We start from the raw sequence: 22,029 nt of genomic DNA, 5'->3' as shown, positions 1-22,029 counted from the left end.
CGTCCCCTTCAGCCTTGCGGCCCCTCGGCCCCCGTCTGAGTGGCTTCTGGCCCATGGCGTCTCTTCAACGTCGGTCGCGCCACCCCCAACTGCCAGGCACGCCCCAGCTCCTGATCGACCCAGGTGTAGACCTCTTTGGAAATCATGCTTTCTGACACCATGGCTTCCAGGGCGGTGCGGCCCTGGCGCAGGGCAAACAGCAGCAGCAGGCGGCGTTCCAGGGCCTGGGTGAAGTCGGGGTGGGCGTCGCGCAGGGCCTGGATGGCTTGTTCGGCTGATTGGCTGCGGGCCAGCAGCACGGTGTCGAGCAAGCCGGCCATGCGCTCGCCCAGCAGGGGTTTGAGGCGGCTCTGGTTGTAGCGGTGCAGGCGCTCCAGCACGGCGCGGCGGCAGATCAGCAGCTCGAAGCGGTCGGCCAGGGCGGCTGCCAGGGGGCGGTCGAGGTGCAGGTGGCGGTGCAGCCACAGGGCCAACTGGTAGCTGATGTGTGGCTCCAGGATGCGGCGTGCGGCGCGGTTGTAACCCAGGCGCCCCTCGTTGCGGGCGGCATCGATCATGTGGCCGGTGTTGCTCATCATGGCGTCAAGGTTGCGCACACTCAAAATGCCGTTGCCGTACTCGGGGATCAGGTCACGCTCGCGCGTGGCCAAGGTGGTCAGGCCGATGGCGAGGCGCTCGCGTTCGGTCAGGTCGGTGGCCAGCGGGGCCTGGCCCAGGGCCAGGCCATTGCGGTACAGCTGGTTGACCTCGGCGGCAGCCTCGGGCTGAAAGTGAAAGGTGGCGGCGATGCGTTTGACCGTGGCCTCGACCTCTTCGGTGGACAGGTTGATAGCCTGCTGCTGCAGGGCCTGATCCTGGGCGGAGAGTCGGTCCAGCCCCAGTTGCCGGATCACCCAGCGCAGCGAGCTGCCATTGACCAGCAGGCTGAACAGCACAAAGCCGGTGGCAATCACCGACACAAAATGCCGGGTGGCCGCGGGCAGGGCGGTGTTTTCGGCCACGCCCATGGCCAGTACCAGGGTGACGGCGCCCCGAAGCCCACCCCAGGCCATGGCCAGCTTGTAGGCCGAAGAGATAGGGGCGCTCAAGTGCAGCCTGCTGAGGGCGGGCAGCATCAGGTACAGCACGGCCAGCCGCCCCACAAACGCGGCAACCACGGTGGCGAGCAGGTACCCTACGTCGTGCCAGGCCACATCCTGCAACAGATGGGGCACCCGCACCGCGGCCAGCAAAAAGACGATGGCGCCGGCCAGCACGGCGATCTGTTCCCACACCAGTTGCACGTGGTCCCAATTGCGCGGCGCCAACCGGGTCTTGGCCAGGCCGTTGATGACCAGCCCGGCGCAGACCACCGCCACCACGCCCGACACATCCAGCCATTCGCCCCCCAGCAGGTACAGCGCGTAGGGCACCGCCATGGTCAAAGCCGTTTCGGCCGAGGCGATGTTGTTCATCAGCGGCAACACAAAGGCCACGGCCCGGCCCACCACCAGGCCCAGCACCACCCCGCCGCCAAATGAATAGCCCAGGCTGGCCAGACCGTCTACCCAACTGACCGAGGCCCCGTGCCGGGTCAGCATGCTCATGAGCACGGCGGCCAGGGCAATGGCGGCGGCATCGTTGAGCAGGCTTTCGCCCTCCACCAGGCGGATCAGACGTCCGGGCGCGCCCACGTCACGGAAGATGCCGACCACGGCCGAGGGGTCGGTGGTGGCCACGATGGCGCCCAGCAGCAGGCACACCACCAGGCTTTGCGGCGCGACCAGTGCCAGGCCCAGGCCGATGGCCCCGGTGGCCACAAACACGGCCACCACGGCCAGCAAGAGGATGGGCGCGGCATCCTGCAGCATGTTGCGCACGTCCACGGTCAGCGCCACCTGAAACAGCAGCGGCGGCAGAAACAGCCACAGATAGGCCTCGGCCGGAAAGTCGGGGCTGATCAGGGGGGCAAAAAAGAAGGCAGCAAACTCAGGGGCCACCGAGTCGATGGCCACATAGCTGGCCCCCAAGGTGATGCCGACCAGCGACAGCAAGGTGGATTCGGGGGCGCCCATGCGGGCGGAGGCGACCTGCACCAGGGCCACGATGGCCAGCAGGCAGGCGGTCAGAACAAGCAGTTCGGCAAGACTGGGCACGGGGTGATCAGGTGCCAGTCAGGCACCGGTCCTGAATTGGGCGGGGGAAAGTAGGGGGGCGGCAAGGCATCCATCACAGGCCGTGGCGGGTGCAGGCACCCAGGCCAGGGCCATGATAGCCCCGTCTGCGCCGGGCCAGCCGCAGGCGGCAGCACCTGGATCAAGCAAGGTGTGCAAAGAGTGCAAGCCATTGCAATCGATGCACTGAATGCCGTGAAAAAACAGGCAAAAGAGGCCAAACCCCTTCCACTGCGGGGGGGCGTGCTGCAGCACAGTCTCAGGCTGGGCGGCTCAGGCGAAGGCGGCGCGGGCGTTTCGGGGGGGCTTTGGGCTCGGCCTCGCGGCTTTCCGGGGCGGGCAGCGTGGTGGTCGATCGCGCGGCGGCCGGCGCCGCCGATGGGGCGGGGTCGCGGGGGGCTTCCAGCAACTGGTCCAGTGCCCGGGCCTGGCGGGCCTGCTCACCGGCTCGCCCCTGCAGCAGGTGCTGGGCGCACTGGCGCAACAGCATGGCCATCCAGTCAATGGCCGGGCCGGTGTTGCGGCGGTACTGCCGTGCCTGCTGCCAAACCCGCACGTAACAGGCTTGCAGCACCTGCTCGGCCCAGGGCGGCGTGGCCACCAGCATCAAGGCCAGAACATACAGGCGGTTGGCGGTGGCATCGTGCAGTTCGGTCAAGGCCAGGCGCTCGCCCTGGGCGATGCGTTCCAGCAGCTGGATCAGGCGGTGGGATTCGGTCGGATGTGTCATGGGGCAGAGGGCTTGACCCGGCGGCGGTCGGAAGGTTCCGTTCATCGCGGGGCCGGAGTGTGCCTTGCCGGCGGCTTTCGCGCCGGTGCACTCCCCAATGTCCTTGCCTGGGCAGGTTTCATGGGGCGTGCTGCCTGCGCTGGTAGGTGACCGGGGCACAATGTCTTGCCGTGGCGCCTGCGGGATGTTGGGGCTGAACTTGTTTTTGCGGGTGTACCGAGTGTCTGAACTGCTGCAACATTTCTCGTGGGTGGCTGCCTTGGCTGCCCTGCTGGTGGGGCTGTCCAAAGGGGGGCTGCCGGCCATTGGCATGCTGGCCGTGCCCCTGATGGCCTTGTCCATGTCGCCCGTGCAGGCCGCCGTGCTGCTGTTGCCGATCTATGTGGTGTCTGACATGGCGGGCCTGTGGCTGTACCGGCGCGACTTCAGCGCGCCCAATCTGCGCATCCTGGTGCCGGCCGGGCTGGGCGGCGTCTTGCTGGGCTGGGCCACCGCGGCCTGGGTGTCAGACCGGGTGGTCACCTTCTTGATCGGTTTGATGGGGCTGGGTTTTTGCCTGTATGCCTGGCTGCGTCGGCAAAGCGATGCCCCACCTCAGCCGGCCCACCTGTTCAAGGGGTGCTTCTGGGGCACGGTGACCGGCTTCACCAGCTTCATTTCACACGCCGGAGCGCCGCCATTCCAGGTTTATGTGTTGCCTCAGAAGCTGCCCAAGGCGCAGTTTGCCGGCACCGCCACACTGTTGTTTGCAGCCATCAATCTGGCCAAGATCGTGCCCTACCAGTTTCTACGCCCCTACTCGGCCCAGGCGCTGTGGGGGGCCGCAGCCCTGCTGCCTTTTGCGCTGGCCGGCACAGTGGCCGGCGCCTGGCTGACCCGCCGCCTGGCGGACGCCTGGTTCTACCGCCTGGTGCAGGTCGGCCTGCTGCTGGTGTCGCTCAAGCTGATCATGGATGCGTGGGGCATGCCGCAGGGTTGAGGCCAGGCGTCAGGCCTGGCGGCTTGATCTTGGCGCGGCGCCCCGGCAGCCCCTGCAAGGGGGCATGCCGAACAGCGGGTGCCCAAACCCGCGATGTTCATCGATGCCGTGGCTGGCACCTCGGCAAGCCGCTTGAGCAAGGCGCGCACGTCGTTGGCGGGCCACGTCAACAGTGGCGCCAGTGATTGCCGTCTGCAGTGAAGTGCGCATGGCCTTGGTCTGGCCTTGAGCAGGCGGATCTGCCGATCAAGGCCAATTTGCTGCGCAGCAGGCCCCATCCAAGCGGGTTTGGCACATGGTCTTGAGCAAGCGCGTGGCCGCTGCCGCAGGCAATGCCAAGGGCTATCTTGGCGGCCGATAGAGTGCAACAAAAAGCCATATCAGTATTTTGATCAATACAGGCTGAAACTATTTTTGTTTCAGGATTTTGCGGCTTGCAGATTGAGCGGCCTGTTCTGCGTTTTGAACGGGCTCATCATCCGTTTTTGGGGGCGCCGCTTCAGGTCCATGGCCGGCGTGAGCTGCGGGGTTTCTTACATTTCCCGTTCTGGAGAGTGGGCGCCGATGCTGTACTCACGAGCTGCCGATTTTTGGATCGCGAGAAAGAGAGATTTATTTTCTATTCACGATTCGAAAGTCAAGTTGGTCGTGATGTGCAAGGAGCGTTGAATATGAAATGGATTCCTCTGTTGGCTGGTGCGTGTGTGCTTGCAAGCATGGCAGGTTGCGCAACGGAAAATTCCAGGGTGCTTGAGACCAAGACTGTCGCTGCCGCGTCGAGTCACTTTGCGGGCCAGAAGTTGCCCATATCGGTTGGCAAGTTCGAAAATAGATCGCCATTCCAGCGTGGGATCTTCAGCGATGGTGTGGATCGTCTGGGTAATCAGTCCAAAACAATATTGATTTCCCACTTGCAGCAGTCCAATCGATTTTCTGTGCTCGATCGCGAAAACATGAGTGAATCGAGCCAGGAAGCCAAGATAAAAGGTCAAGCCCAGAAAATAAAAGGGGCTGACTTTTTGATCGCGGGCGATGTGACTGAGTTTGGGCGCAAAGAGGTTGGCGATCATCAGCTTTTTGGCATCTTGGGTCGCGCCAAAGAGCAGATCGCATATGCCAAAGTTGTTTTGAATGTGGTCGATGCATCAAGCTCTGAGGTGATTTACTCGGCCCAGGGGGCGGGTGAATTCTCTTTGTCCAATCGTGAGGTGATCGGTTTCGGTGGCACTGCAGGCTATGACGCTACCCTGAACGGGAAAGTTCTTGATCTGGCCATCCGTCAGGCAGTTGATAAGTTGGCTGCTGCCGCTGATTCAGGTGCATTCCAAATGCCAGCGACAAGGTGATGCCCATGCGGTCCTATACATTATTTTCGGTGATCACTGTGTCGATGGCGTTGGCGGCTTGTGCGGGGCCACCTACCTTGTACCAGTGGGGGCCCTATGAATCTCAGCTGTATTCACATTTCAAAAGTGAATCACCTCAGGCCCAGATTGATGTCATGGAGAAGCATGCCCAGATCGTGCGGGATTCTGGGAAATCCCTGCCGCCGGGCTACATGGCGCATCTGGCCGTTCTCTATGGCCAGGTCGGTCGTGATGCTGATCAGATGTCGGCTTTGCAGAAGGAGAAAGACAATTTTCCAGAGTCAAAAAATTACATCGATCGTCTGATCGGTCAATCGAAAGTGGGGGCTTCCGATGTCAAAAAATAAATATGTCTTGTATGCCGCTTTGCTTGGGTCGACGGTGCTGGTAGGGTGCGCAGCACCTCAAGCCAAAGACTACTCTGCATTTCGCGCTGCTGATCCCAAGACGATCTTGATTCTGCCGCCTAAAAACAGCAGTCCTGATGTCAAAGCGACTTATGGTGTTTACGCTCAAACATCTCAGCCGGTCGCAGAAGCCGGCTTTTATGTGCTGCCAATCTCATTGGTCGATGAGCATTTCAAAGCGCAAGGCCTGACCATTGCTGATGATATTCACGCAATTGACATCGGAAAATTGAGAGAGGTGTTTGGAGCGGACGCAGTTCTGTACATCGATGTGAAAGAGTATGGCTCCAAATATTATGTGATCGGCAGCAACACGGTGGTGGCGGCCGAGGGCCGCTTGGTCGACCTTCGAACGGGCGAGGTGCTTTGGAGTGGTGTGGCGCGGGCATCTTCCGAAGAGCAATCTCAAAGCAGTGGCGGCATTGCCGGGATGTTGATCACGGCGCTGGTCAAGCAGGTGATGGCCACTGCCCTGGATCAGAGCTTCCCCATTGCCGGAATGACAACGCAGCGCCTGCTGTCCGCACAAAGCCCTGGGGCATTGATTCCGGGGCCGCGTCACCCTGCCTATCCAAAGCACTGATCGTTGCCTAGAGGGGCGCCTGCCCGATCGGGGGCGAGGTGGCGTTTCAATCCTTGGGGTGTGGGTTCTTGGCCTGATGGGTGCCTTCATGGGCCTGCCGCCAGGCCTGAAAGGCTTCCGGCGGCATCGGCCGGGCCATGAGGTAGCCCTGGGCAAAATCGCAACCCAGGCTGGCCAGTTGGTCCCAGTGGGCCTGGGTTTCGACGCCCTCGGCCACGGTCTTGCGGCCCAGGTCGTGCACCAGATCGATGGTCGAGCGCACGATGGCGGCCGAATCCTTGTTGTTGCACATGTCGCGCACAAAAGACTGGTCGATCTTGATGTAGTCGACCGGCAGCTTCTGCAGGTAACTGAGCGCTGAATAGCCGGTGCCAAAGTCATCGATGTACAGGGCAATGCCCTCGGCACGCAGGCTTTGCAAGACGCCCAGCGCGTACTCGGCGTCTTCCATCACCGCGGATTCGGTGATTTCCATCTCCAGCAGGTGGGGCGCACCGTTCCAGGTGCTGCGCAGATGGCGCAGCCGTGTCAGCAGGTTCTCATCGCGCAGATTGCGGGCCGAGAGGTTGACGGCGATGGGCACCGCGCAACCCTGCAGGGCCCAGTGGTGGTTCAGGCGCAGAGCGGCCTCGATCACCCAATCGGTCAGGGGGGTGATCAGGCCGGTCTGCTCGGCCAGGCCGATGAACTCCATGGGGGGCACCAGGCCGCGCTGGCTGTGCTGCCAACGCACCAGGCCTTCGGCACCGCAGACGGCGCCACTGCGCATGTCGATCTTGGGCTGCAAGTGCAGCAGCAGATCGCCGCCCTCGATGGCGCGGCGAAGTTGGCCGGCCAGGTTGAGCTGATGCGGCTGCCGGGCGCCTTTGGCCGGGTCGAAGATCACCTGCCGCAGCCCTTTCTTGCGCGCCATCTGCAAGGCAATGTCCATGTGCCGATACAGATCGTGCGGGGTCGTCCCGTGTTGGGGGTACAGCGCGATGCCGGTGCGGGCCGAAATGTCGATCTCGATGTCGTCCAGGGGCATGGGGCGGGTCAGGGCGGCGTTCAGTCTCTCCACCTGAGCCCGCGCGGCCTGGGCATTGCCATCGGGCAGCAGGATGGCGAATTCGTCGCCGCGCAGGCGGGCCACACTGGCGTCAGGCGGCACACTCTGACTCAGTCTCTGGCCGAATTCGCACAACAGCTGATCGCCAAAACTGAAGCCAAGGGCGTCGTTGATTTCGCCGATGCGCTCGATGTTGATCTGCAAGACCGCAAACTTGGACGGGCCCTGATGCTCCGCCAACGCCAGCGCCATGCTGAGGCTTTCGGTGAACTGGGTCTCGTTGGGCAGGCCTGTCAGGGCATCGTGGCGGGTCAGGTGCTGCATGGCCTGTTCGATCTGCGCCTGCTCGACCTGGCTGCGCAGCGTGGCGATGCCAAAGGCCAGATCGTCGGCCGATTCACTGAGCAACCTCACCTCGTCGGGGTTGAAGGTGTTGGGTTCACGGTCATAGAGCGCCAGTGCGCCAATGACCTTCTGGCCGACGCGCAAGGGGCAGGCCAGGGCGGATCGGTTGCCGTCCAGGTACTCCAGCCAGGGCACGTAGCCCGGGCTATCCAGCACATTGGCGATCACGGTGGTCTGGCCGGTTCGCACCGATTGGGCCGTGGCCCCCTGCCCATTTTCGGTATCGGCCCAGGTCAGGGGCAGACGGCTCAGGAATTCGAGGCCATGCTGGTTGCCGCTTTGGGCCATCAGCTTCAAGGTCTGGGCTGCGTCGTCGAGCCGATACCACACGGCGGCCATGCCATAGCCGCCGGTGCTGACGATCGCTTGGCACATGTGTTGCAGCAACTCGTCCTCCGTATTGGCGCGCAGCATGGTCCGGTTGACGGCGCTCAGGGTGCGCAGTGCCCGGCCCAGGTGCTCCAGCTCTTGCACGCGTTGGGCCAACTCGGCGTTCAGGTCCTGGATGGCGGCCTCGCTGCGTTTGCGCTCGGTGATGTCGCTGCCCAGCAGGTAATAGCCCAGCACATGGCCCTGCTCGTCGCGCTTCGGGAAATAATTCACCGCGTGCCACAGGTCGGGTTCAGGCTGCCAGTCAAAGCTCTGTGCCTGGCCTTGCAGCGCCTTTTGAATCATGGGTGCGGCGATGGCATAGCGATCCGGGCCCAGGATCTCGATCACGCTGCATCCGGTGATGTCGGCCCGCTCGGGTGCGAACCGGCGCCGGTATAGATCGTTGACATACACGTAGCGTTGCTGGGCGTCGACATAGCCGATCAAGGCCGGGACCGCCGCCATCACGCTGCGCAGGTGTTCTTCGCTTTCATGCAATTGCTGGGTTCGCTCCCGCACATGCTGTTCCAGCAAGGCGTTCTGGCGTTCGATCTGCAATTCGGCCTTGTACTGTTGGGTCACGTCGCGAAACACCAGCACCGTGCCGCGCATCTTGCCCGCGGCATCGCGGATCGGTGCCGCGCTGTCGGCAATGGGGCATTCGCTGCCATCACGGGCGATCAGGCTGGTGTGGTTGGCCAGATCCTGTTGCTGGCCGGTCTGTAGCACGCGGACAATCGGCACCTCGACAGACGCACGGGTGCTCTCGTGGACGATCACGAACACCTCTTCGGCCGGGCGGCCGCGGGCCTCGGCTTCGCTCCACCCGGTCAGTCGCTCTGCCACGGGGTTGAGGCGCGTGATGCAGCCCTTGAGATCGGTGGCCAGAACACCGTCACCGATGGACCGAAGGGTGATGGCCAGGTCTTCCTCGCGCTCTGCCAGGGCCTCGCGATTGCGCGCCAGCTGTTGCAACTGACGCTGGATCAATTTGTAGGTGGCCGCCAGCAAGCCCAACAGCAGGGCCGATACCAGCAAGCCCCCGCCCAACAGCCATTGGCGGCTGCGCAGTTGCTCGGTGTCCCGGGCACTGAGCAGGCGCAGTTCTTCGTCGCGCATCTGGTCCAGCAGACCATAGACCTTGTCTCGGGTTTCGCGCAAGGGCGCCTGGGCCACATAGGCCGTGGCCGCCTCGACGCCCTGGGTCTTGCGCAGCAACTCGACCTGGCGGGCAATGGCGATGCGCTGGTCCACCACCTCGCGCAGTTGCTGCCAGCGGTTCTGTTGCTCGGGGTTGTCGGTGGTGAGTTGGGCCAGGCTGCCCAGGGCCGCTTCGCGTGAGCGGGAGGCCTTTTCTCTCTCAAGCAGATAGCTGTTGTCGCCCGTCATTCGGAAGTTCTGCGTGCTCAGCTCGACCTGCAGCATGTCGCCACGGGTGATGGCCAGCGAATTCAGCACCTCCTGGGTGTGGTGCACGCTCTGGGTGGCAATGGCCGCATCACGGGCCAACTTCCAGGTCAGTCCCAAGAGGGCGGTGACCACCAGGGCGGCAGCGGCAAAGGCCAGCAATACCTTGGCATTGAACCCCCCTTGCAGTTCCGGGTGAGGGGTCATGGTCAAACGCAGCATGCTTCGGGGCCCGGTCCAGGGCCATTCACATGGGGCAATCGGGGCGACATGTAACACCTCCCTTAAGGCGTTGATTGGCGGGATGCATGGATCAGTCCGGATCTTCGCCCGAAGCTGAGGCATGCAGCTTCGCCGAGATTAGCCGTATTTGAACTTTCAAGCCAGCCAGGGATGTGCTGAGATGAGGGGTGAAAAGACGCTAAAAAAAGAGCCCCGCCGGCGGCGAGGCTCAAACCTTGGATGGAATGAATGAAGCTGCCAGCCGCCCTCGAAGGGCGGTCAACAGCACCCTCGGTGCTGGCCAGGGGTCAGAACGCCAGGCGCAGGCCGATGTCAAAGCCGGTGGAGTTGCCATTGACGTTGTTGGCGCCGGTGACGGGGCCGAGGGCGCCGGAGCCGTAGGAGTTGGCGGCCATGGAGGCGCCGCCGGAGTTGCTGACGCGGGCCAGGGTGGCGTAGGCGGCGGTGCGCTTGGAGAGGTTGTAGATGCCGCCGATGGCGAACTTCTGGGCCTTGGCCGAGCCGAGCTTGACCTGGCCAAGGGAGGCCAGCACGTTGAAGGCCCCCACGGGGGCGTTCACGCCCAGGCTCCAGCCCTTGGTGCTGAGGTCGTTGCCGGTGGTGGCCACGTTGGAGAGCTTTTGCTGAGCCACGATGCCCATGACCTTGGCAGGGCCAAAGTCGTAGGCGCCGTAGATGCTGGTGTCGGCCATGTCACCGGCCAGGGGGGCCGCTGCGCCCGAGGTGCCGGGGCCGGCCAGGCCGTTGTTGCCCAAGGACTGGGTGAGGCCGGCAAAGGTGGTGCGGGTGTAGGCGGCGGCGACATCGAGCGGGCCTTGGCGGTAGCCCAGGCGTGCGCCGGCGTAGCGGCCGTTGCTGGAGGTGTCGATGGTGTTGATGGTGGCGTTGCTGGGCTGGTTGCCGAAGGCGAGCATGGCCTGGCCGTAGATGCCGCCGAGGTTGGCGGGCAGGAAGTAGCCCACCGAGTTGGAGGCGCGCACAAAGGTGTTGGTGGCGGCGGAGCCGGTGTAGTCGAGGATGAGGGTGCCGACGCCGGCGGCGGCGAAGGGGTCGGCGTTGAGGTAGTTCTGCCAGCTGGGGGTGGTGTCGCGGCCGATGCGCAGCTCGCCGAAGGATCCGGCGAGGCTGACGGTGGAGCGGCGGTTGAAGGTGAGGCCGCCGGCGGCGATGTCGGATTTTTGGTTGTTGGAGGTGGTGCCGCTGCTGCCGATGCCGCTGGCGGGGTTGATGGCGCCTTCGAGCCAGAAGCCGGCGCTCAGGCCACCGCCGAGGTCTTCGACACCGCGAAAGCCGAGGCGGCTGGCGCTGTTGCCGGAGGGGGAGACGCCGGAGACGCGGCCGGCGTTGGTCTTGACGTTTTCGTAGGCGAGGTCGAGCACGCCGAACAGCGTGACCGAGGACTGGGCCAGGCTGAGGCCGCAGGCGCTCATGGCCGCCAGGGCGACAAAGGTTTTTTTCATTTCAAAGGTCTCCGTTGTGGTTGGGGGAAATGGGCATGCAGGCTGGCAGGGTGGGGCAGGGCTCAGGCATCGGGTTTCACGCCGGCCTCGCGGATCACACGGCCCCACTGGGTGCTTTGCTGTTGGAGCCAGAGGGCGTAGTCCTGAGGGCTGTTGTCCAGTGGCTCCAGGCCTTGCTGGCGCAGCAGCTCGCGCACCTCGGGCTGGCGCAGAACGCCTGCCACGGCCTGGTTGATCCGGCGCAGGGTGTCGGCCGGTGTGCCCGCGGCCGTGAAAACGCCTTGTGAGATCCAGGCCTCGAAGCCGGCAAAGCCAGCCTCGGCCACGGTGGGCACCTGCGGCAGTTCGGCCATGCGCTGGGGTGAGGTGACGGCCAGGGGCTTGAGCTTGCCTGCCTTGATCAGACTGGCCACGGTGGCGTAGCCGGTGAACACCAGGCTCACTTGGCCGCCCACGGTGTCGTTGATGGCCGGGCCCGAGCCCTTGTACGGAATGTGGTTGAGTTGCAGGCCCGTGGCCAGCTTCAGCAGCTCGGCCGCGAGATGCGGCGTGGCGCCGTTGCCTGATGAAGCAATCGACAGCGAGCCGGGCCGGGCCTTGTCCAGCGCCAGCAGATCGGCCAGCGATTGGGCGGGCAGGCGGGTCGGGGCTACCAGCACCAGTGGAAACTGCGCCAGGTTGATGACGGGCTGCAGATCGTTGCTGCCGTAGGGCAGCTTGGGAAACAACGCCGGGCTGATGGTGAGCACACTGGCATCTGCCAACAGCAGGGTCTGTCCGTCTGGGGCCGATTTGGCCACGTAGGCCGCTCCGACAGCGCCGCCGGCCCCCGGGCGGTTGTCGACGATGACGGTTTGCTTCAGCAGGTCCGCCAGCCTGGGCTGCAGGATGCGGGCCAGGTTGTCCGAGCCGCCTCCGGTACCAAAGGGCACCACCAGACGCAGGGCCTTGTCCTGGGCCCGCAAGCCGGGGCTGGCGCAGGCCAGTCCGGCCATCAGTCCTTGCAAAAGAATGCGTCTGCTTGTTTGCATGTGAAACCGCCTTTCAGAAAGCGCCTCGTTTCAGGCGCAACGCCCCCTCCTGGCCGCTCAGGCGGCCTGGATTCGGACAGCGTGACCCGGTGGCCCGGGCCGGAATCAGGTCTTCAGGTGTTGCGGAACCGGGCTGCCACGGCATCAGCCCCGGCGATCAGCAGGTGCAGATCGGTGCCCACGCCCACCATCGTGGCGCCGCCTTCGAAGTAGTGCTCGGCCCTGCCATCGGCGGCCAGCACGCCGGCGGCCTTGCCGGCGGCACGCGCAGTCTGAAAGGCCTGGGCAATGGCGGCTTGCACGTCGGGGTGACTGGCCTGACCGCGATGCCCCAGGCTGGCCGCGAGGTCCGAGGGGCCAATGAACACCGCATCCACCCCCGGCACGCGGCAGATGGCGTCCAGGTCATCCAGCGCCTCGCGCGACTCGATCTGCAGCACCAGGCCAATTTCGTCGTTGGCGCGTGCCATGTAATCCTTGTAGCGGGTGTAGTTGCCGGCCCGGGTGCTGCCGGCCACGCCGCGCAGTCCCTCGGGCGCAAAGCGGGTGTACGACACGGCTTCGCGGGCCTCGGCCGCATTGCGGATGTTGGGAATCATCAGGTTCGGGGCACCGGCATCCAGCGCCCGCTTGATCCAGCCCATGTCCAGAATGGGCACCCGCACGATGGGGGCCACGGGCCGGCCGCGCACGGCCAGCAATTGCTGGCCCACATCCACCAGGTCGGTGGGGCTGTGTTCCATGTCGAACAGCAGCCAGTCGAAACCCGAGTCGGCCAGCACCTCGGCAATCGGATGGTGGGCAAAAGTGATCCACAGGCCAACCTGGCGGCGGTTCTGTTGCAGGGCCTGTTTGAAGGTGTTGGTGGGCAGAGAGCTGGGGTTCATGGCGGTGTTGGGGGTGAGGGTGGTGCGGGGCGGGATGGGCTTGTTGGTTTTCAGATCAGGGCGGCGTAAAGGGCCCGCATGTCGTCACGGCTCAGGGGGCGCGGGTTGTTGTCCAGCAGGCGGGTGACCTTGGCGGCGCCATCGACCAGGCCGTCCAGTTCGGCCGGCTGGATGTTCAGGCTGCGCAGCGAGTCGGGTACGCCCAGGTCGTGGTTCAGCTCGCGCAGGGCCTGCACAAAGGCACTGGCGGCGTTGCTGTCGCTCAGGCCTTCGACCGGCAGGGCCATGGCCCGGGCCATGGCGGCAAAGCGCGTCTCGCTGCCGAGTTGGTTGAAGGCCATGATCGAAGGCAGCAGGATGGCGTTTGACAGGCCATGCGGCATGCGGTATTTGCCGCCCAGCGGGTAGGCCAGGGCGTGGACCGCGGTGGTGCTGGAGGTGGCGATGCACACCCCGCCCCAGTAGGCCCCCAGCAGCAGGTCGGCGCGCGCGTCCAGGTCCTTGCCCTGGTGCACGGCGCGGCGGATGCTGCGGGCGATCAGCCGGATGGCCTCCAGGGCATACAGGTCGCTGAAGGGGTTGGCCTTTTTCGAGCAGTAACACTCGATGGCGTGGGTCAGGGCGTCCATGCCGGTCGAGGCCGTGACGGCGGGCGGCAGGGTCAGCGTCAGGCGGGCGTCCAGGATCACCGCATCGGGCATCAGGCGGGCGCTGACGATGCCGACCTTCAACTCGTCTTCAGGCACCAGGATGATGGAGTTGGGCGTGGCCTCCGAGCCGGTGCCTGAGGTGGTGGGCACCATCACGGTAGGCAGGCCGCGGGCGCCGATGTCGGCCTTCTTGCTCAGCAGCTCGCGCAGGTCCAGTGGGTGGGCCAGCAACACAGCGATGATCTTGGCCACATCCATGGCGCTGCCGCCGCCGATGCCCACCACCAGGTCAAAGGGGCCGGCGGCGCGGGCCGTGGCCTCAATGGCCTGCACATCGGCCACGTCGGGTTCAGGCGGTGTGCTGGCGATCAGGGTCACGGCGAGGCCGGCCGCTTCGAGCTGCTGGCGCGGGGCATCCACCAGGCCGGCGGCGGCCACGCCCTTGTCGCTGATGATCAGCACGCGGCGGGCCTGAAAAAAGCCTTGCGCCAATTCGGTCAGTTGTTCGATGCTGCCGGGGCCGGCAATGACGCGGCCCGGGTTGAGCAGGGCGTAGGGGGTGGAACTCATGGTGTCTTGTCCTTCAGGTCGTTTGCTTCACCCAGTCCGGCATCACCCGGGCATGGCGGATGTGCTGGCGGAACACCGTGTAGGCCAGGTGCAGCGCACCATCGGCCGTCTGGTGCAGCGAGGGGTAGGAGTACTCGCGGTTCAGGCGCTGCTCCGAGTTGTTGCTCAGGCAGTGGCCGTCCCCTTCTTCGAGGGGGCGCTGCCAGGGCCAGCTCAGGCCGTCGTCCTCCGACAGGGCCAGCGTCAGCGGGGCGCGGGGGGCGCCCCAGAAGGCGCGCCGCGCAGGGGGCTCGGCGGCGCTTGGGCTTGGGCTGGCAGCAGGCGGTTGGTGTTCGTCCAGTTCGTCGTACAGCGATTCACGCCGGGCCGTCGCATCCAGGGCGCTGCTGGCATTGAAGATCATGGCCAGGCGGCCATCGGCCAGGCGCAGAGCCTGAATGGACGAGTTGTTGTTCGGCAGCGCCGTGGGCTGCGGCGCGCTCCAGCTCAGGCCGCCGTCCTCGCTGGTGGCGCGGTACACGTGGTCGGCCCAGCGGCTGCGGAAGAAGGCCAGCAGACGCGGGGCGCCGCCAGAGGCCGGCACGATGCTCATGTGCACGCAACCCAGGCTGTCGGGCACCTCGATCGCCTGCCAGCTCTGGCCTTGATCGGTGGAGCGCAACACGGCGCTGTCGTCCAGGCTGCCATCCCAGGCCTGGCCTGGCAAGGGGCGGCAGCGGAAGGTGGGCAACAACCAGCTGCCATCCGCCTGCACCTGAATGGGTTGGCGCACAAAGGTGCCGGCCGGCGCGGCGGCCAGGGTCTCGGTGGGGCCCCAGTTCAGGCCGTTGTCATGCGAGATGCGGCGGCGCACCAGGGCCGTGTCCTGGTTGCCGGCCTGCTGGGCGGTGTGCAGCAGCCACAAAGTGCCGTCCGGCAGCGGGAACAGGATGGGGTTCTGCTCGGAGCGCTCCGGGTCGTCCGACAGTTGCACGGGCGTGCTCCATTGCGTGCTGCCCGGTGCCAGGCGCGACATGAACACGCTGATGTCCGAGCGGCCTTCCATCGAGCCGCCGAACCACACACAGGCCAGCGTGCCGTCGGGCAGCGCCATCAGGTTGGCGGCATGGGCCTGCACCCGGGCCGACGGGATGTCGGCCACCAGGCGTTGCGGGTCGCTTGGGTGGGGGCTCAGTTGACCCGGGGTCATGGTGTCACCTCGGCAGCGGCCTTCACTGCGCGTTGGCCTTTGATGAGTTTGAAGGCGTATTCGGCCGCTTCGACCAGGCTGTCTGCACTGGCCACCCCTTTGCCCGCAATGTCAAAGGCGGTGCCATGGTCCACCGAGGTGCGCAGGATCGGCAGGCCCAGGGTGATGTTGACCCCGCTGATGGCCTGCCAGGCGCCGGTGGCCGGGTCCACCTGAAAGCCCATCAGCTTGACCGGGATGTGGCCCTGGTCATGGAACATGGCCACCACGGCGTCGAACTGGCGGGCCCGCAGCTTGATGAACACGGTGTCGCCGGGCCAGGGGCCCGAGAAGCCCCGGTCGGCATAGTCGCGCACCACGGGGGCCACGATCTCGTCATCTTCCTTGCCCAGGATGCCGCCCTCACCACAGTGGGGGTTCAGGCCGGCCACGGCAATGCGCGGGTTGGCGATGCCCAGCGTGCGCAGGGCCTGGTGGGTTACGTCAAACACCCGGCGCAGGCGCTGCGGTGTGATGCGCTTGGGCACATCGGCCAGGGCGCAATGGGTGGTCACGTGGGTGACGTGCATGTCGCCGTGGGCCAGCATCATCACCGCGTCGCGTTGGCCGGTCAGGTGGGCCAGCATCTCGGTGTGGCCCTCGAACAGGTGGCCGGCCAGGTGCAAGGCCTCTTTGGACAAGGGGCCGGTGACGATGGCATCGGCCTCGCCAGCCTGCACCAGCTCCACGGCCTTGGCCACCGCCCGGTAGGCCCATTCGCCGCCCACCGCGCTGATCTGGCCTGTGACCACGGGCGTGTTCACCGGGCCGACGTCGACCATGCGGTAAAAAGGCCGGCCGTGGTCATCAGGCGCCAGGCCCATGCGCAGCTCGGCTTCGTGCAAGGCCTTGGCACTGCCCAACACAATGAATTCGGCCAGGCCGTTGCGGACCAGTTCTGCCATCTGGCGCGTGGCCTTGGCCGTGATCTCGGGGCCGATGCCCGCCGGGTCGCCCATCGTGAAAGCGAGTCGTATCGGTGCAGTCATGGTGTCAGTCCTTCGAGGGTAGATGGGGGATCAATCCGGTTTGATGTTGGCGGCCTTGATCAGGCGGCCGATGCGTTCGTATTCGCCGGGCAGGAAGCGGGCCAATGCGGCGCTGTCGCCCGTGGAGACGGTGATGCCCACGCTGTTGAGGCGGCTCACCACGTCGGGGTTCTTGAGGGCGGTGGCCAGGGCGGTCGAGAGCTTGGACACCACGGGTTTGGGGGTCTTGGCAGGTACAAAAATCGCGTACCAGGCCGAGAAATCGAATTGCGGGTAGCCCGACTCGGCAAAAGTGGGCACCTGGGGCAGATCCGGCAGGCGCGCGCTGGCCCCCACGGCCAGGGCCCGCACCTTGCCGGCCTTGAGCAGGGGCATGCAGTTGGTGGCCGTGTCGAAAATCACCGGCACCCGGCCGCCGATCAGGTCCAGGATGTGGGCATTGCCCCCCTTGTAAGGCACGTGCGTCATCTTGACCTTGGCCTGGTCGATGAACATCTCGCCCGCCAGGTGCAGGGGTGACCCATTGCCCGACGAGCCATACATCACCGCAGTGGGGTCTTTCTGGGCGGCGTCGGCCACGTCCTTGAGGGTCTTGAACGGCGAATCCAGGTAGGTGATGGCGATGATGGGCGCGCTGCCGATCAGGCCCACGGGCTCGAAATCCTTCAGCGGGTCGTAGTCGGCCTTGAGCAGATTGGGGCTGGCCGCGTGGGTGGCCAGGCCGCCCACCAGCAGGGTGTGGCCGTCGGCCGGTGCCCGCGCCACCACGCCGGCGCCCAGCAAGGCGGCGGCGCCGGGGCGGTTGTCGATGATGGCGGTGCCACCCAGGGCGTCGGCCATCTTCTGCCCGATCAGGCGACCCAGCATGTCATTGGCGCCCCCTGCCGGGTAGGGCACCACGAACGTGAGCGTTTTGCTGGGGAACGGGGCCTGCGCCCAGGCAGCGCCTGCCATGGCCGACACCATCCAGGCCCCAGCACTGGCTGCCAGAAGAGAACGGCGTGAAGCTTTTTGGTAGATCATGATTTGTCTCTGGTGTTATTAAAGCAAAATAAGGCCAATTCAGGCGCTCTTGGGCCCTTGAATGCTTCAAATTACGCCACAAAACGTCAAAAAGAATCACTGTCGTTTACCCTGATGAAGAAATCAGTCACGATCAATCATCATTCGCAGGCATTTCTTGTCATACCTTCCAAAATCCACCATGAACACCGAGTCGGCGCCTTCGCCCCTGATGCCCGTGCAGCGGCGCCAGCACATCATTGACTTTCTGCAGCGGCACGGCGCCGTCACCATCACCCAGCTGGAGCAGGCCCTGGGCGTATCGCTGTCCACGCTGCGGCGCGACCTGGACACCCTGGCCGCTGAGGGCGTGGTGGACCGCACCCATGGCGGTGCTGTGTTGCGCCAGCATGTGGCCAGCTATGGCACCTTCGAGCCCGAGACGGCGGCCGCTGCCGAGCTGTCGCCGCGCGAGAAGGCGGCCATCGGCCAACTGGCGGCACAGCAACTGCTGCCTTTGCAAAGCGTCATCTTTGACAGCGGCACCACCGTGCTGGAGGCAGCCCGTGCCGCCGTCAAGCGCGCCATTCCCCTGACTGCGGTGACCAACGACCTGGCCATTGCCCAGGTGCTGGGCCAATCGCCGCACATCCAGGTTCATGTGCTGGGGGGCACCTTGCGGCCCAACAGCCCCACGGTCATCGGTCAGGCCCTGGTGCATCAGGCCAGCGCCTTCCAGGCTGATCTCTTGCTGATGGGGGCCCATGCTGTCACGCAAGACCTGGTCTCAGAAACCTCGGCCGAGGTGGCCGCCGCCAAGCAGGCCTTGATGCGGGCGGCGCACCGCCGCGTGCTGCTGGTGGATTCGTCCAAGTTCCGGCCGCGCGCTTTCATGCAGTTTGCCCGCCTGCAAGAGGTTGATCAGCTCATCACCGATACCGGCCTGCCGCCTGCGGACGAAGAGCGCCTGCGTGCCTTGCCGCTGCAGCTCAGCCTGGTGCAGGCATGAACCGGCTGCGCATCCTGGCCGATGACCTGACCGGCGCGCTGGACTGCGCGGCCGCCTTTGGTGCCGGGGTGCCGGTGCACCTGGGTCAGCCCGCTTCGGCCGCAGCTCCCGGTCTGGATGTCGTGGCCACCGCGACCCGCGATGTGGGCCTGGCGCAGATGCAGGCGCTGCTCGCGCCCTGCGTCCCCTGGCTGCAGGGTGCGGACATTGCGTTCAAGAAGGTGGACAGCCTGCTGCGCGGCAACACCCTGGACGAGGTCGATTGGCTGGCCCGACAGGGGGGCTTTCGAGGCCTGGTCATGGCCCCGGCCTTCCCCTCCCAAGGCCGGGTCACCCTGGGCGGGCAGCCCTGGTGGGTGCGCGCTGGCCAACCCGATACCGCGGTGGCCGCCAATCTGGCCGATGGCTTGCGCGCCCGTGGTTGGGTGGTGCACACCGGCCCACAGCCGCCGGGGCCTCAAGCCCCCTGGCAGGCCTGGATTCCCGATGTGAGCAGCGATGCCGCGCTGGACCCGGTGGCGGCGCTGGCCATGCAACTGGCCCGCGACGGCCCAGCCTGGCTGTGGTGCGGCAGCGCAGGTCTGGCGCAGGCCCTGGCGCGTCAGGCGCCGGCACCGCAGGTCTTGACCAATCAGCCCAACATCGCGAACACGGCGGGTGAAACCGGGCCGCTGTTGATGGTCAGCGCCAGCCACCATGCCGTGTCGCGTGCCCAGTGGCGGTCCTTGCGTCAATCCCACTGGGGGCCGCACTGCCATGCGGGGGTTGAGGCCCTCGATTGGCGCGGCGCAGGCTCTGAACCCGCTTTGCTGCTTGATTTGTGCGCGCCAGGGCCCTTGATCGCCGAGCAGGCGGCCCAGTTGCTGGCCCGCCAGGCGGCCGACATCGCGCTTCAGGCGCCCCGGCCGCACACCCTGGTGGTGGTGGGCGGCGACACCCTGCTGGCGCTGTGCCAGGCCCTCGGGGCCCGGGGTCTGCAATCCGCCATGCCGCTGGCTCGCTCGGGCTGGGGCTGTGCGCGCTTGGTGGGGGGGCGATGGGACGGGGTGGTCTGCCACAGCCGCTCGGGGGCCTTCGGACCTGAATCGGATCTGTTGGAGGTGGTGGCCCGGCTGCAGGCGTGAGGGGCTGCCTTGCCCTGGATGGCCGATGCAGGCCGAGGGCTTGCCTGGAAAGTGCTTCAGAAAATCGGAAAGCAGCCGAAAACGGCAGAGCGTTTCTGATTTTTCATGCACATATCAATTTTTGCCGCGATGCCCAGGCCCACCGTTCTGGGCTTGTTGCGATGGGGGCAGCCGGCATTTGGGGCCCTGATCATGGCCACCATGTGGCTTCTCGGGTGGACCTATCTGCAACAGGACCAGCAGCGGACCGAGGCGGAGGCCTACCGGCGCTCGGAGGCCTCTACGCAGGCCTATGAGTCTTACATCCTGCGGGCGTTGCAGCAGATCGATCAGTTGGCCGGGTTTGTGGCCGCCAACGCCCCGTTGACGAAGTCGGATGAATCGCTGACCACCTTGCTTCAGCAGGCCTTGCAACACCAGCCCAGCCTGGGCAGCCTGTACGTGACCGATGAGCAGGGCGAGGTGGTGGCCGCGGCCTTGAGCAAGGGCAAGTTGACGGCTGCAGGCTCGGCCGCCGATCGACTGTATTTTCAGGTTCACAAAGAGAAGCGAGTCCAGGGCCTGTACGTGGGCCAACCGGCCATCGGCCGGGTCAGCCGCAGCTGGGTGGTGCACCTCAGCCGGGCGCGCTTTCATGCCGATGGCACGTTTGCCGGTGTGGTGGTGGCCACCGTCAATCCCGAGTTTCTGGTGGATTTCTACAACGCGGCCCAATTTGGCCGGCGTGGGCTGGTCAGTGTGACGGGGCTTGACCAGGTGCTGCGGGCCCGGCGCAGCGGCGATGCGCTGCAGTTTGGTGACCATGGCGTTCAGTCCACGCTGACAGGGCAGGTCGAAAAATCGCCCCAGGGCCAATTTTTGGCGCAGAGCCATATCGACGGGGTGTCGCGCTACCTCTCTTACCGGGTTCTGCCCCAATACCAGCTGGTGGTCTATACCGGATTGGCTTCCGATGAGGTCTTTGCCCATTTTCAGATCAGGCGCCAGCGCTTGATCGAGTTTTTGAGCGTGGCCACGGTGCTCATCTGCCTGGTCACGGCCGGCCTGACCCTGTTGGTGGTCCGGCTTGAGCAGTCGCGGCGGCGGGCCAGCCTGGCCGAAGAAAGGTTTCAGGCCGCGGCTCAGGCGCAGTTGGATCCTTTCATGATGCTGGCTGCGATCAGGGGGGCCGACGGCAGCTTGCGCGGCTTTCGCTGCAATCTGGCCAACCCCCGCGCCCGGCAATGGATGGGCCCACAGACCGTGGATCCGGTCGGCGAAACGCTGGATCAGTTGGTCCCGCCGTCGTTGGGCCCCCACCTGCACCCGTTGTACGCAGAGGCCCTGAGCACGCGCGTGGCCATCGAAGACGAGTTCACCTGGCTCGGCGCGCAGGGCCAGGTGCGACGGGTGGTGCAGCAGATCGTGCCGGTGGGTGATGGCCTGGCCATCACCTTGCGTGATGTCACCCAGGCCCGCGACCGCGAGCAACTGTTGCAAGCGCAGCGTGCCGCGCTCGAGCGCAGCGAACGCCAACTGCTGGCCATCACCAACAACGTGCCCGCACTGATTGCCTGTGTGGACCGCCGGCAGGTCATCAACTTCGTCAACGACACTTACCAGCACTGGTATGGCCCGGACGCGCCACCGCCCGTGGGCCAGACCCTGGCGGCCCACTGGAGCCCGGCCTTGCGTGAACAACGGCTGGCCTATGTGGAGCGGGCCCTGGACGGAGAGCGCGTTGAGTTTCTTGACACCAGCGAGACCACCAGCGGCCTGCGCACCCTGCAAAACATCTACATCCCAGACTGGAGCAGCGACAGTGTGGTGCAGGGTGTTTACCTGCTCAGCTTCGACATCACCGACTTCAAACGCACCGAGGCAGAGTTGTCGCAGTTGCTGTACCAGGACGCTTTGACCGGGCTGGACAATCGCCTTCGGCTCAACCAGGTCCTGCCCGAGGCCATTGCCCGCGCCAGACGCTCTGGCAAGCACATCGGCCTGCTGTTTCTGGATGCCGACAAGTTCAAGACCATCAACGACACCCATGGCCATGCCGTCGGCGATGACGTTCTGAAAAAAATCGCCCGGCGGCTGAAGCAGGCGGTGCGCGAGACCGATCGGGTCGTGCGTCTGGCGGGCGACGAGTTCGTGATCCTGCTGGAGGAGCTTGCCAGCCCACTGGAGGCGGACCGCGTGGCCGCCAAGATCGTCGAGCAGTTCAAGACCCCGCTGGCCCTGGACAAGATGGCCCTGCAGGTCACCGTGAGTGTCGGCGTGGCCTGCAGCGATGGCACCACGGCAGACGACGGCAAAGAACTGCTGACGCTGGCCGACACCCAGCTGTATGCGGCCAAGGCGGCGGGGCGCAATGCCTATGCCTCAATCAGGGCTTGAGCGCCGAGC

General features: G+C 65.4%; 17 protein-coding genes. 7 read left to right on the top strand and 10 right to left on the bottom strand.

Annotated features, from left to right (window positions below):
- Nucleotides 1-8: 8 nt before the first annotated feature.
- Nucleotides 9-2,135, bottom strand: coding sequence for a cation:proton antiporter (locus AC3WUT_RS04735; protein WP_492345919.1), 2,127 nt, complete (start codon nt 2,133-2,135; stop codon nt 9-11).
- Nucleotides 2,136-2,412: 277 nt separating this feature from the next.
- On the bottom strand, nt 2,413-2,883 hold the full coding sequence (locus AC3WUT_RS04730; RefSeq protein ID WP_492345918.1) for a sigma-70 family RNA polymerase sigma factor: 471 nt from the start codon (nt 2,881-2,883) through the stop codon (nt 2,413-2,415).
- 184 nt (nt 2,884-3,067) lie between these two features.
- Between AC3WUT_RS04730 and AC3WUT_RS04725 the strand changes: the two genes are divergently transcribed.
- From AC3WUT_RS04725 to AC3WUT_RS04710, 4 genes are all read left to right on the top strand, one after another.
- Entirely contained in the window at nt 3,068-3,862 is a 795-nt protein-coding gene (locus tag AC3WUT_RS04725; RefSeq protein ID WP_492345917.1) for a sulfite exporter TauE/SafE family protein, read from the top strand.
- A 671-nt stretch (nt 3,863-4,533) separates the two neighbouring features.
- On the top strand, nt 4,534-5,208 hold the full coding sequence (locus AC3WUT_RS04720) for a CsgG/HfaB family protein (protein WP_492346161.1): 675 nt from the start codon (nt 4,534-4,536) through the stop codon (nt 5,206-5,208).
- A 5-nt stretch (nt 5,209-5,213) separates the two neighbouring features.
- Complete coding sequence (locus AC3WUT_RS04715; RefSeq protein WP_492345916.1) at nt 5,214-5,576, top strand: DUF4810 domain-containing protein; 363 nt, start codon at nt 5,214-5,216, stop codon at nt 5,574-5,576.
- Nucleotides 5,563-6,219, top strand: a complete 657-nt coding sequence (locus AC3WUT_RS04710; RefSeq protein WP_492345915.1) for a DUF799 domain-containing protein — start codon at nt 5,563-5,565, stop codon at nt 6,217-6,219. Before AC3WUT_RS04715 ends, AC3WUT_RS04710 begins: the two co-directional genes overlap by 14 nt.
- 46 nt (nt 6,220-6,265) lie before the next feature.
- Here AC3WUT_RS04710 and AC3WUT_RS04705 read toward each other — a convergent pair whose 3' ends face one another.
- The 8 genes from AC3WUT_RS04705 to AC3WUT_RS04670 all read right to left on the bottom strand — a co-directional run bounded on the left by AC3WUT_RS04705 (nt 6,266) and on the right by AC3WUT_RS04670 (nt 17,532).
- The gene (locus AC3WUT_RS04705; RefSeq protein ID WP_492345914.1) at nt 6,266-9,658 is read right to left on the bottom strand and encodes an EAL domain-containing protein; all 3,393 of its coding nucleotides are present in this window, start codon (nt 9,656-9,658) and stop codon (nt 6,266-6,268) included.
- A 323-nt stretch (nt 9,659-9,981) separates the two neighbouring features.
- Nucleotides 9,982-11,154 carry a porin gene (locus AC3WUT_RS04700; RefSeq protein WP_492345913.1) on the bottom strand — a complete coding sequence of 391 codons (1,173 nt, stop codon included), beginning with the start codon at nt 11,152-11,154 and terminating at the stop codon, nt 9,982-9,984.
- A 62-nt stretch (nt 11,155-11,216) separates the two neighbouring features.
- Complete coding sequence (locus AC3WUT_RS04695) at nt 11,217-12,185, bottom strand: Bug family tripartite tricarboxylate transporter substrate binding protein (protein WP_492345912.1); 969 nt, start codon at nt 12,183-12,185, stop codon at nt 11,217-11,219.
- 113 nt (nt 12,186-12,298) lie between these two features.
- On the bottom strand, nt 12,299-13,072 hold the full coding sequence (locus tag AC3WUT_RS04690) for an HpcH/HpaI aldolase family protein (RefSeq protein WP_492345911.1): 774 nt from the start codon (nt 13,070-13,072) through the stop codon (nt 12,299-12,301).
- A gap of 50 nt (nt 13,073-13,122) precedes the next feature.
- Nucleotides 13,123-14,292, bottom strand: a complete 1,170-nt coding sequence (locus AC3WUT_RS04685) for an iron-containing alcohol dehydrogenase (protein WP_492345910.1) — start codon at nt 14,290-14,292, stop codon at nt 13,123-13,125.
- A 13-nt stretch (nt 14,293-14,305) separates the two neighbouring features.
- The gene (locus AC3WUT_RS04680) at nt 14,306-15,481 is read right to left on the bottom strand and encodes a sialidase family protein (RefSeq protein ID WP_492345909.1); all 1,176 of its coding nucleotides are present in this window, start codon (nt 15,479-15,481) and stop codon (nt 14,306-14,308) included.
- Nucleotides 15,478-16,509, bottom strand: coding sequence for a 4-hydroxythreonine-4-phosphate dehydrogenase PdxA (pdxA, locus tag AC3WUT_RS04675; RefSeq protein WP_492345908.1), 1,032 nt, complete (start codon nt 16,507-16,509; stop codon nt 15,478-15,480). The genes AC3WUT_RS04680 and pdxA overlap by 4 nt, the downstream gene beginning before the upstream one ends.
- A 30-nt stretch (nt 16,510-16,539) precedes the next feature.
- Nucleotides 16,540-17,532, bottom strand: coding sequence for a Bug family tripartite tricarboxylate transporter substrate binding protein (locus AC3WUT_RS04670; protein WP_492345907.1), 993 nt, complete (start codon nt 17,530-17,532; stop codon nt 16,540-16,542).
- 181 nt (nt 17,533-17,713) lie between these two features.
- On the opposite strand from AC3WUT_RS04670, the gene AC3WUT_RS04665 reads away from it, so the two are divergent.
- The 3 genes from AC3WUT_RS04665 to AC3WUT_RS04655 all read left to right on the top strand — a co-directional run bounded on the left by AC3WUT_RS04665 (nt 17,714) and on the right by AC3WUT_RS04655 (nt 22,020).
- Nucleotides 17,714-18,520 carry a DeoR/GlpR family DNA-binding transcription regulator gene (locus AC3WUT_RS04665; RefSeq protein WP_492345906.1) on the top strand — a complete coding sequence of 269 codons (807 nt, stop codon included), beginning with the start codon at nt 17,714-17,716 and terminating at the stop codon, nt 18,518-18,520.
- The gene (locus AC3WUT_RS04660) at nt 18,517-19,644 is read left to right on the top strand and encodes a four-carbon acid sugar kinase family protein (protein WP_492345905.1); all 1,128 of its coding nucleotides are present in this window, start codon (nt 18,517-18,519) and stop codon (nt 19,642-19,644) included. Before AC3WUT_RS04665 ends, AC3WUT_RS04660 begins: the two co-directional genes overlap by 4 nt.
- Before the next feature lie 105 nt (nt 19,645-19,749).
- A complete protein-coding gene (locus tag AC3WUT_RS04655) occupies nt 19,750-22,020 on the top strand; it encodes a bifunctional diguanylate cyclase/phosphodiesterase (protein ID WP_492345904.1) in 2,271 nt (756 codons plus the stop codon).
- Nucleotides 22,021-22,029 lie beyond the last annotated feature (9 nt).

The sequence above is a fragment of the Curvibacter sp. EU05-FHT14A10 genome, assembly GCF_058791075.1.
The sequence above is the reverse complement of the archived record's forward strand: the minus strand, read 5'-3'. Positions and strand labels throughout refer to the sequence as shown.

Coding starts and splice junctions, on each gene's coding strand:
- AC3WUT_RS04655 (WP_492345904.1), top strand. CDS start 19,750: ATGCACATATCAATTTTTGCCGCGATGCCCAGGCCCACCGTTCTGGGC.
- AC3WUT_RS04690 (WP_492345911.1), bottom strand. CDS start 13,072: ATGAACCCCAGCTCTCTGCCCACCAACACCTTCAAACAGGCCCTGCAA.
- AC3WUT_RS04710 (WP_492345915.1), top strand. CDS start 5,563: ATGTCAAAAAATAAATATGTCTTGTATGCCGCTTTGCTTGGGTCGACG.
- AC3WUT_RS04665 (WP_492345906.1), top strand. CDS start 17,714: ATGAACACCGAGTCGGCGCCTTCGCCCCTGATGCCCGTGCAGCGGCGC.
- AC3WUT_RS04725 (WP_492345917.1), top strand. CDS start 3,068: ATGTTGGGGCTGAACTTGTTTTTGCGGGTGTACCGAGTGTCTGAACTG.
- AC3WUT_RS04730 (WP_492345918.1), bottom strand. CDS start 2,883: ATGACACATCCGACCGAATCCCACCGCCTGATCCAGCTGCTGGAACGC.
- pdxA (WP_492345908.1), bottom strand. CDS start 16,509: ATGACTGCACCGATACGACTCGCTTTCACGATGGGCGACCCGGCGGGC.
- AC3WUT_RS04720 (WP_492346161.1), top strand. CDS start 4,534: ATGAAATGGATTCCTCTGTTGGCTGGTGCGTGTGTGCTTGCAAGCATG.
- AC3WUT_RS04715 (WP_492345916.1), top strand. CDS start 5,214: ATGCGGTCCTATACATTATTTTCGGTGATCACTGTGTCGATGGCGTTG.
- AC3WUT_RS04700 (WP_492345913.1), bottom strand. CDS start 11,154: ATGAAAAAAACCTTTGTCGCCCTGGCGGCCATGAGCGCCTGCGGCCTC.
- AC3WUT_RS04660 (WP_492345905.1), top strand. CDS start 18,517: ATGAACCGGCTGCGCATCCTGGCCGATGACCTGACCGGCGCGCTGGAC.
- AC3WUT_RS04695 (WP_492345912.1), bottom strand. CDS start 12,185: ATGCAAACAAGCAGACGCATTCTTTTGCAAGGACTGATGGCCGGACTG.
- AC3WUT_RS04680 (WP_492345909.1), bottom strand. CDS start 15,481: ATGACCCCGGGTCAACTGAGCCCCCACCCAAGCGACCCGCAACGCCTG.
- AC3WUT_RS04705 (WP_492345914.1), bottom strand. CDS start 9,658: ATGACCCCTCACCCGGAACTGCAAGGGGGGTTCAATGCCAAGGTATTG.
- AC3WUT_RS04685 (WP_492345910.1), bottom strand. CDS start 14,292: ATGAGTTCCACCCCCTACGCCCTGCTCAACCCGGGCCGCGTCATTGCC.
- AC3WUT_RS04670 (WP_492345907.1), bottom strand. CDS start 17,532: ATGATCTACCAAAAAGCTTCACGCCGTTCTCTTCTGGCAGCCAGTGCT.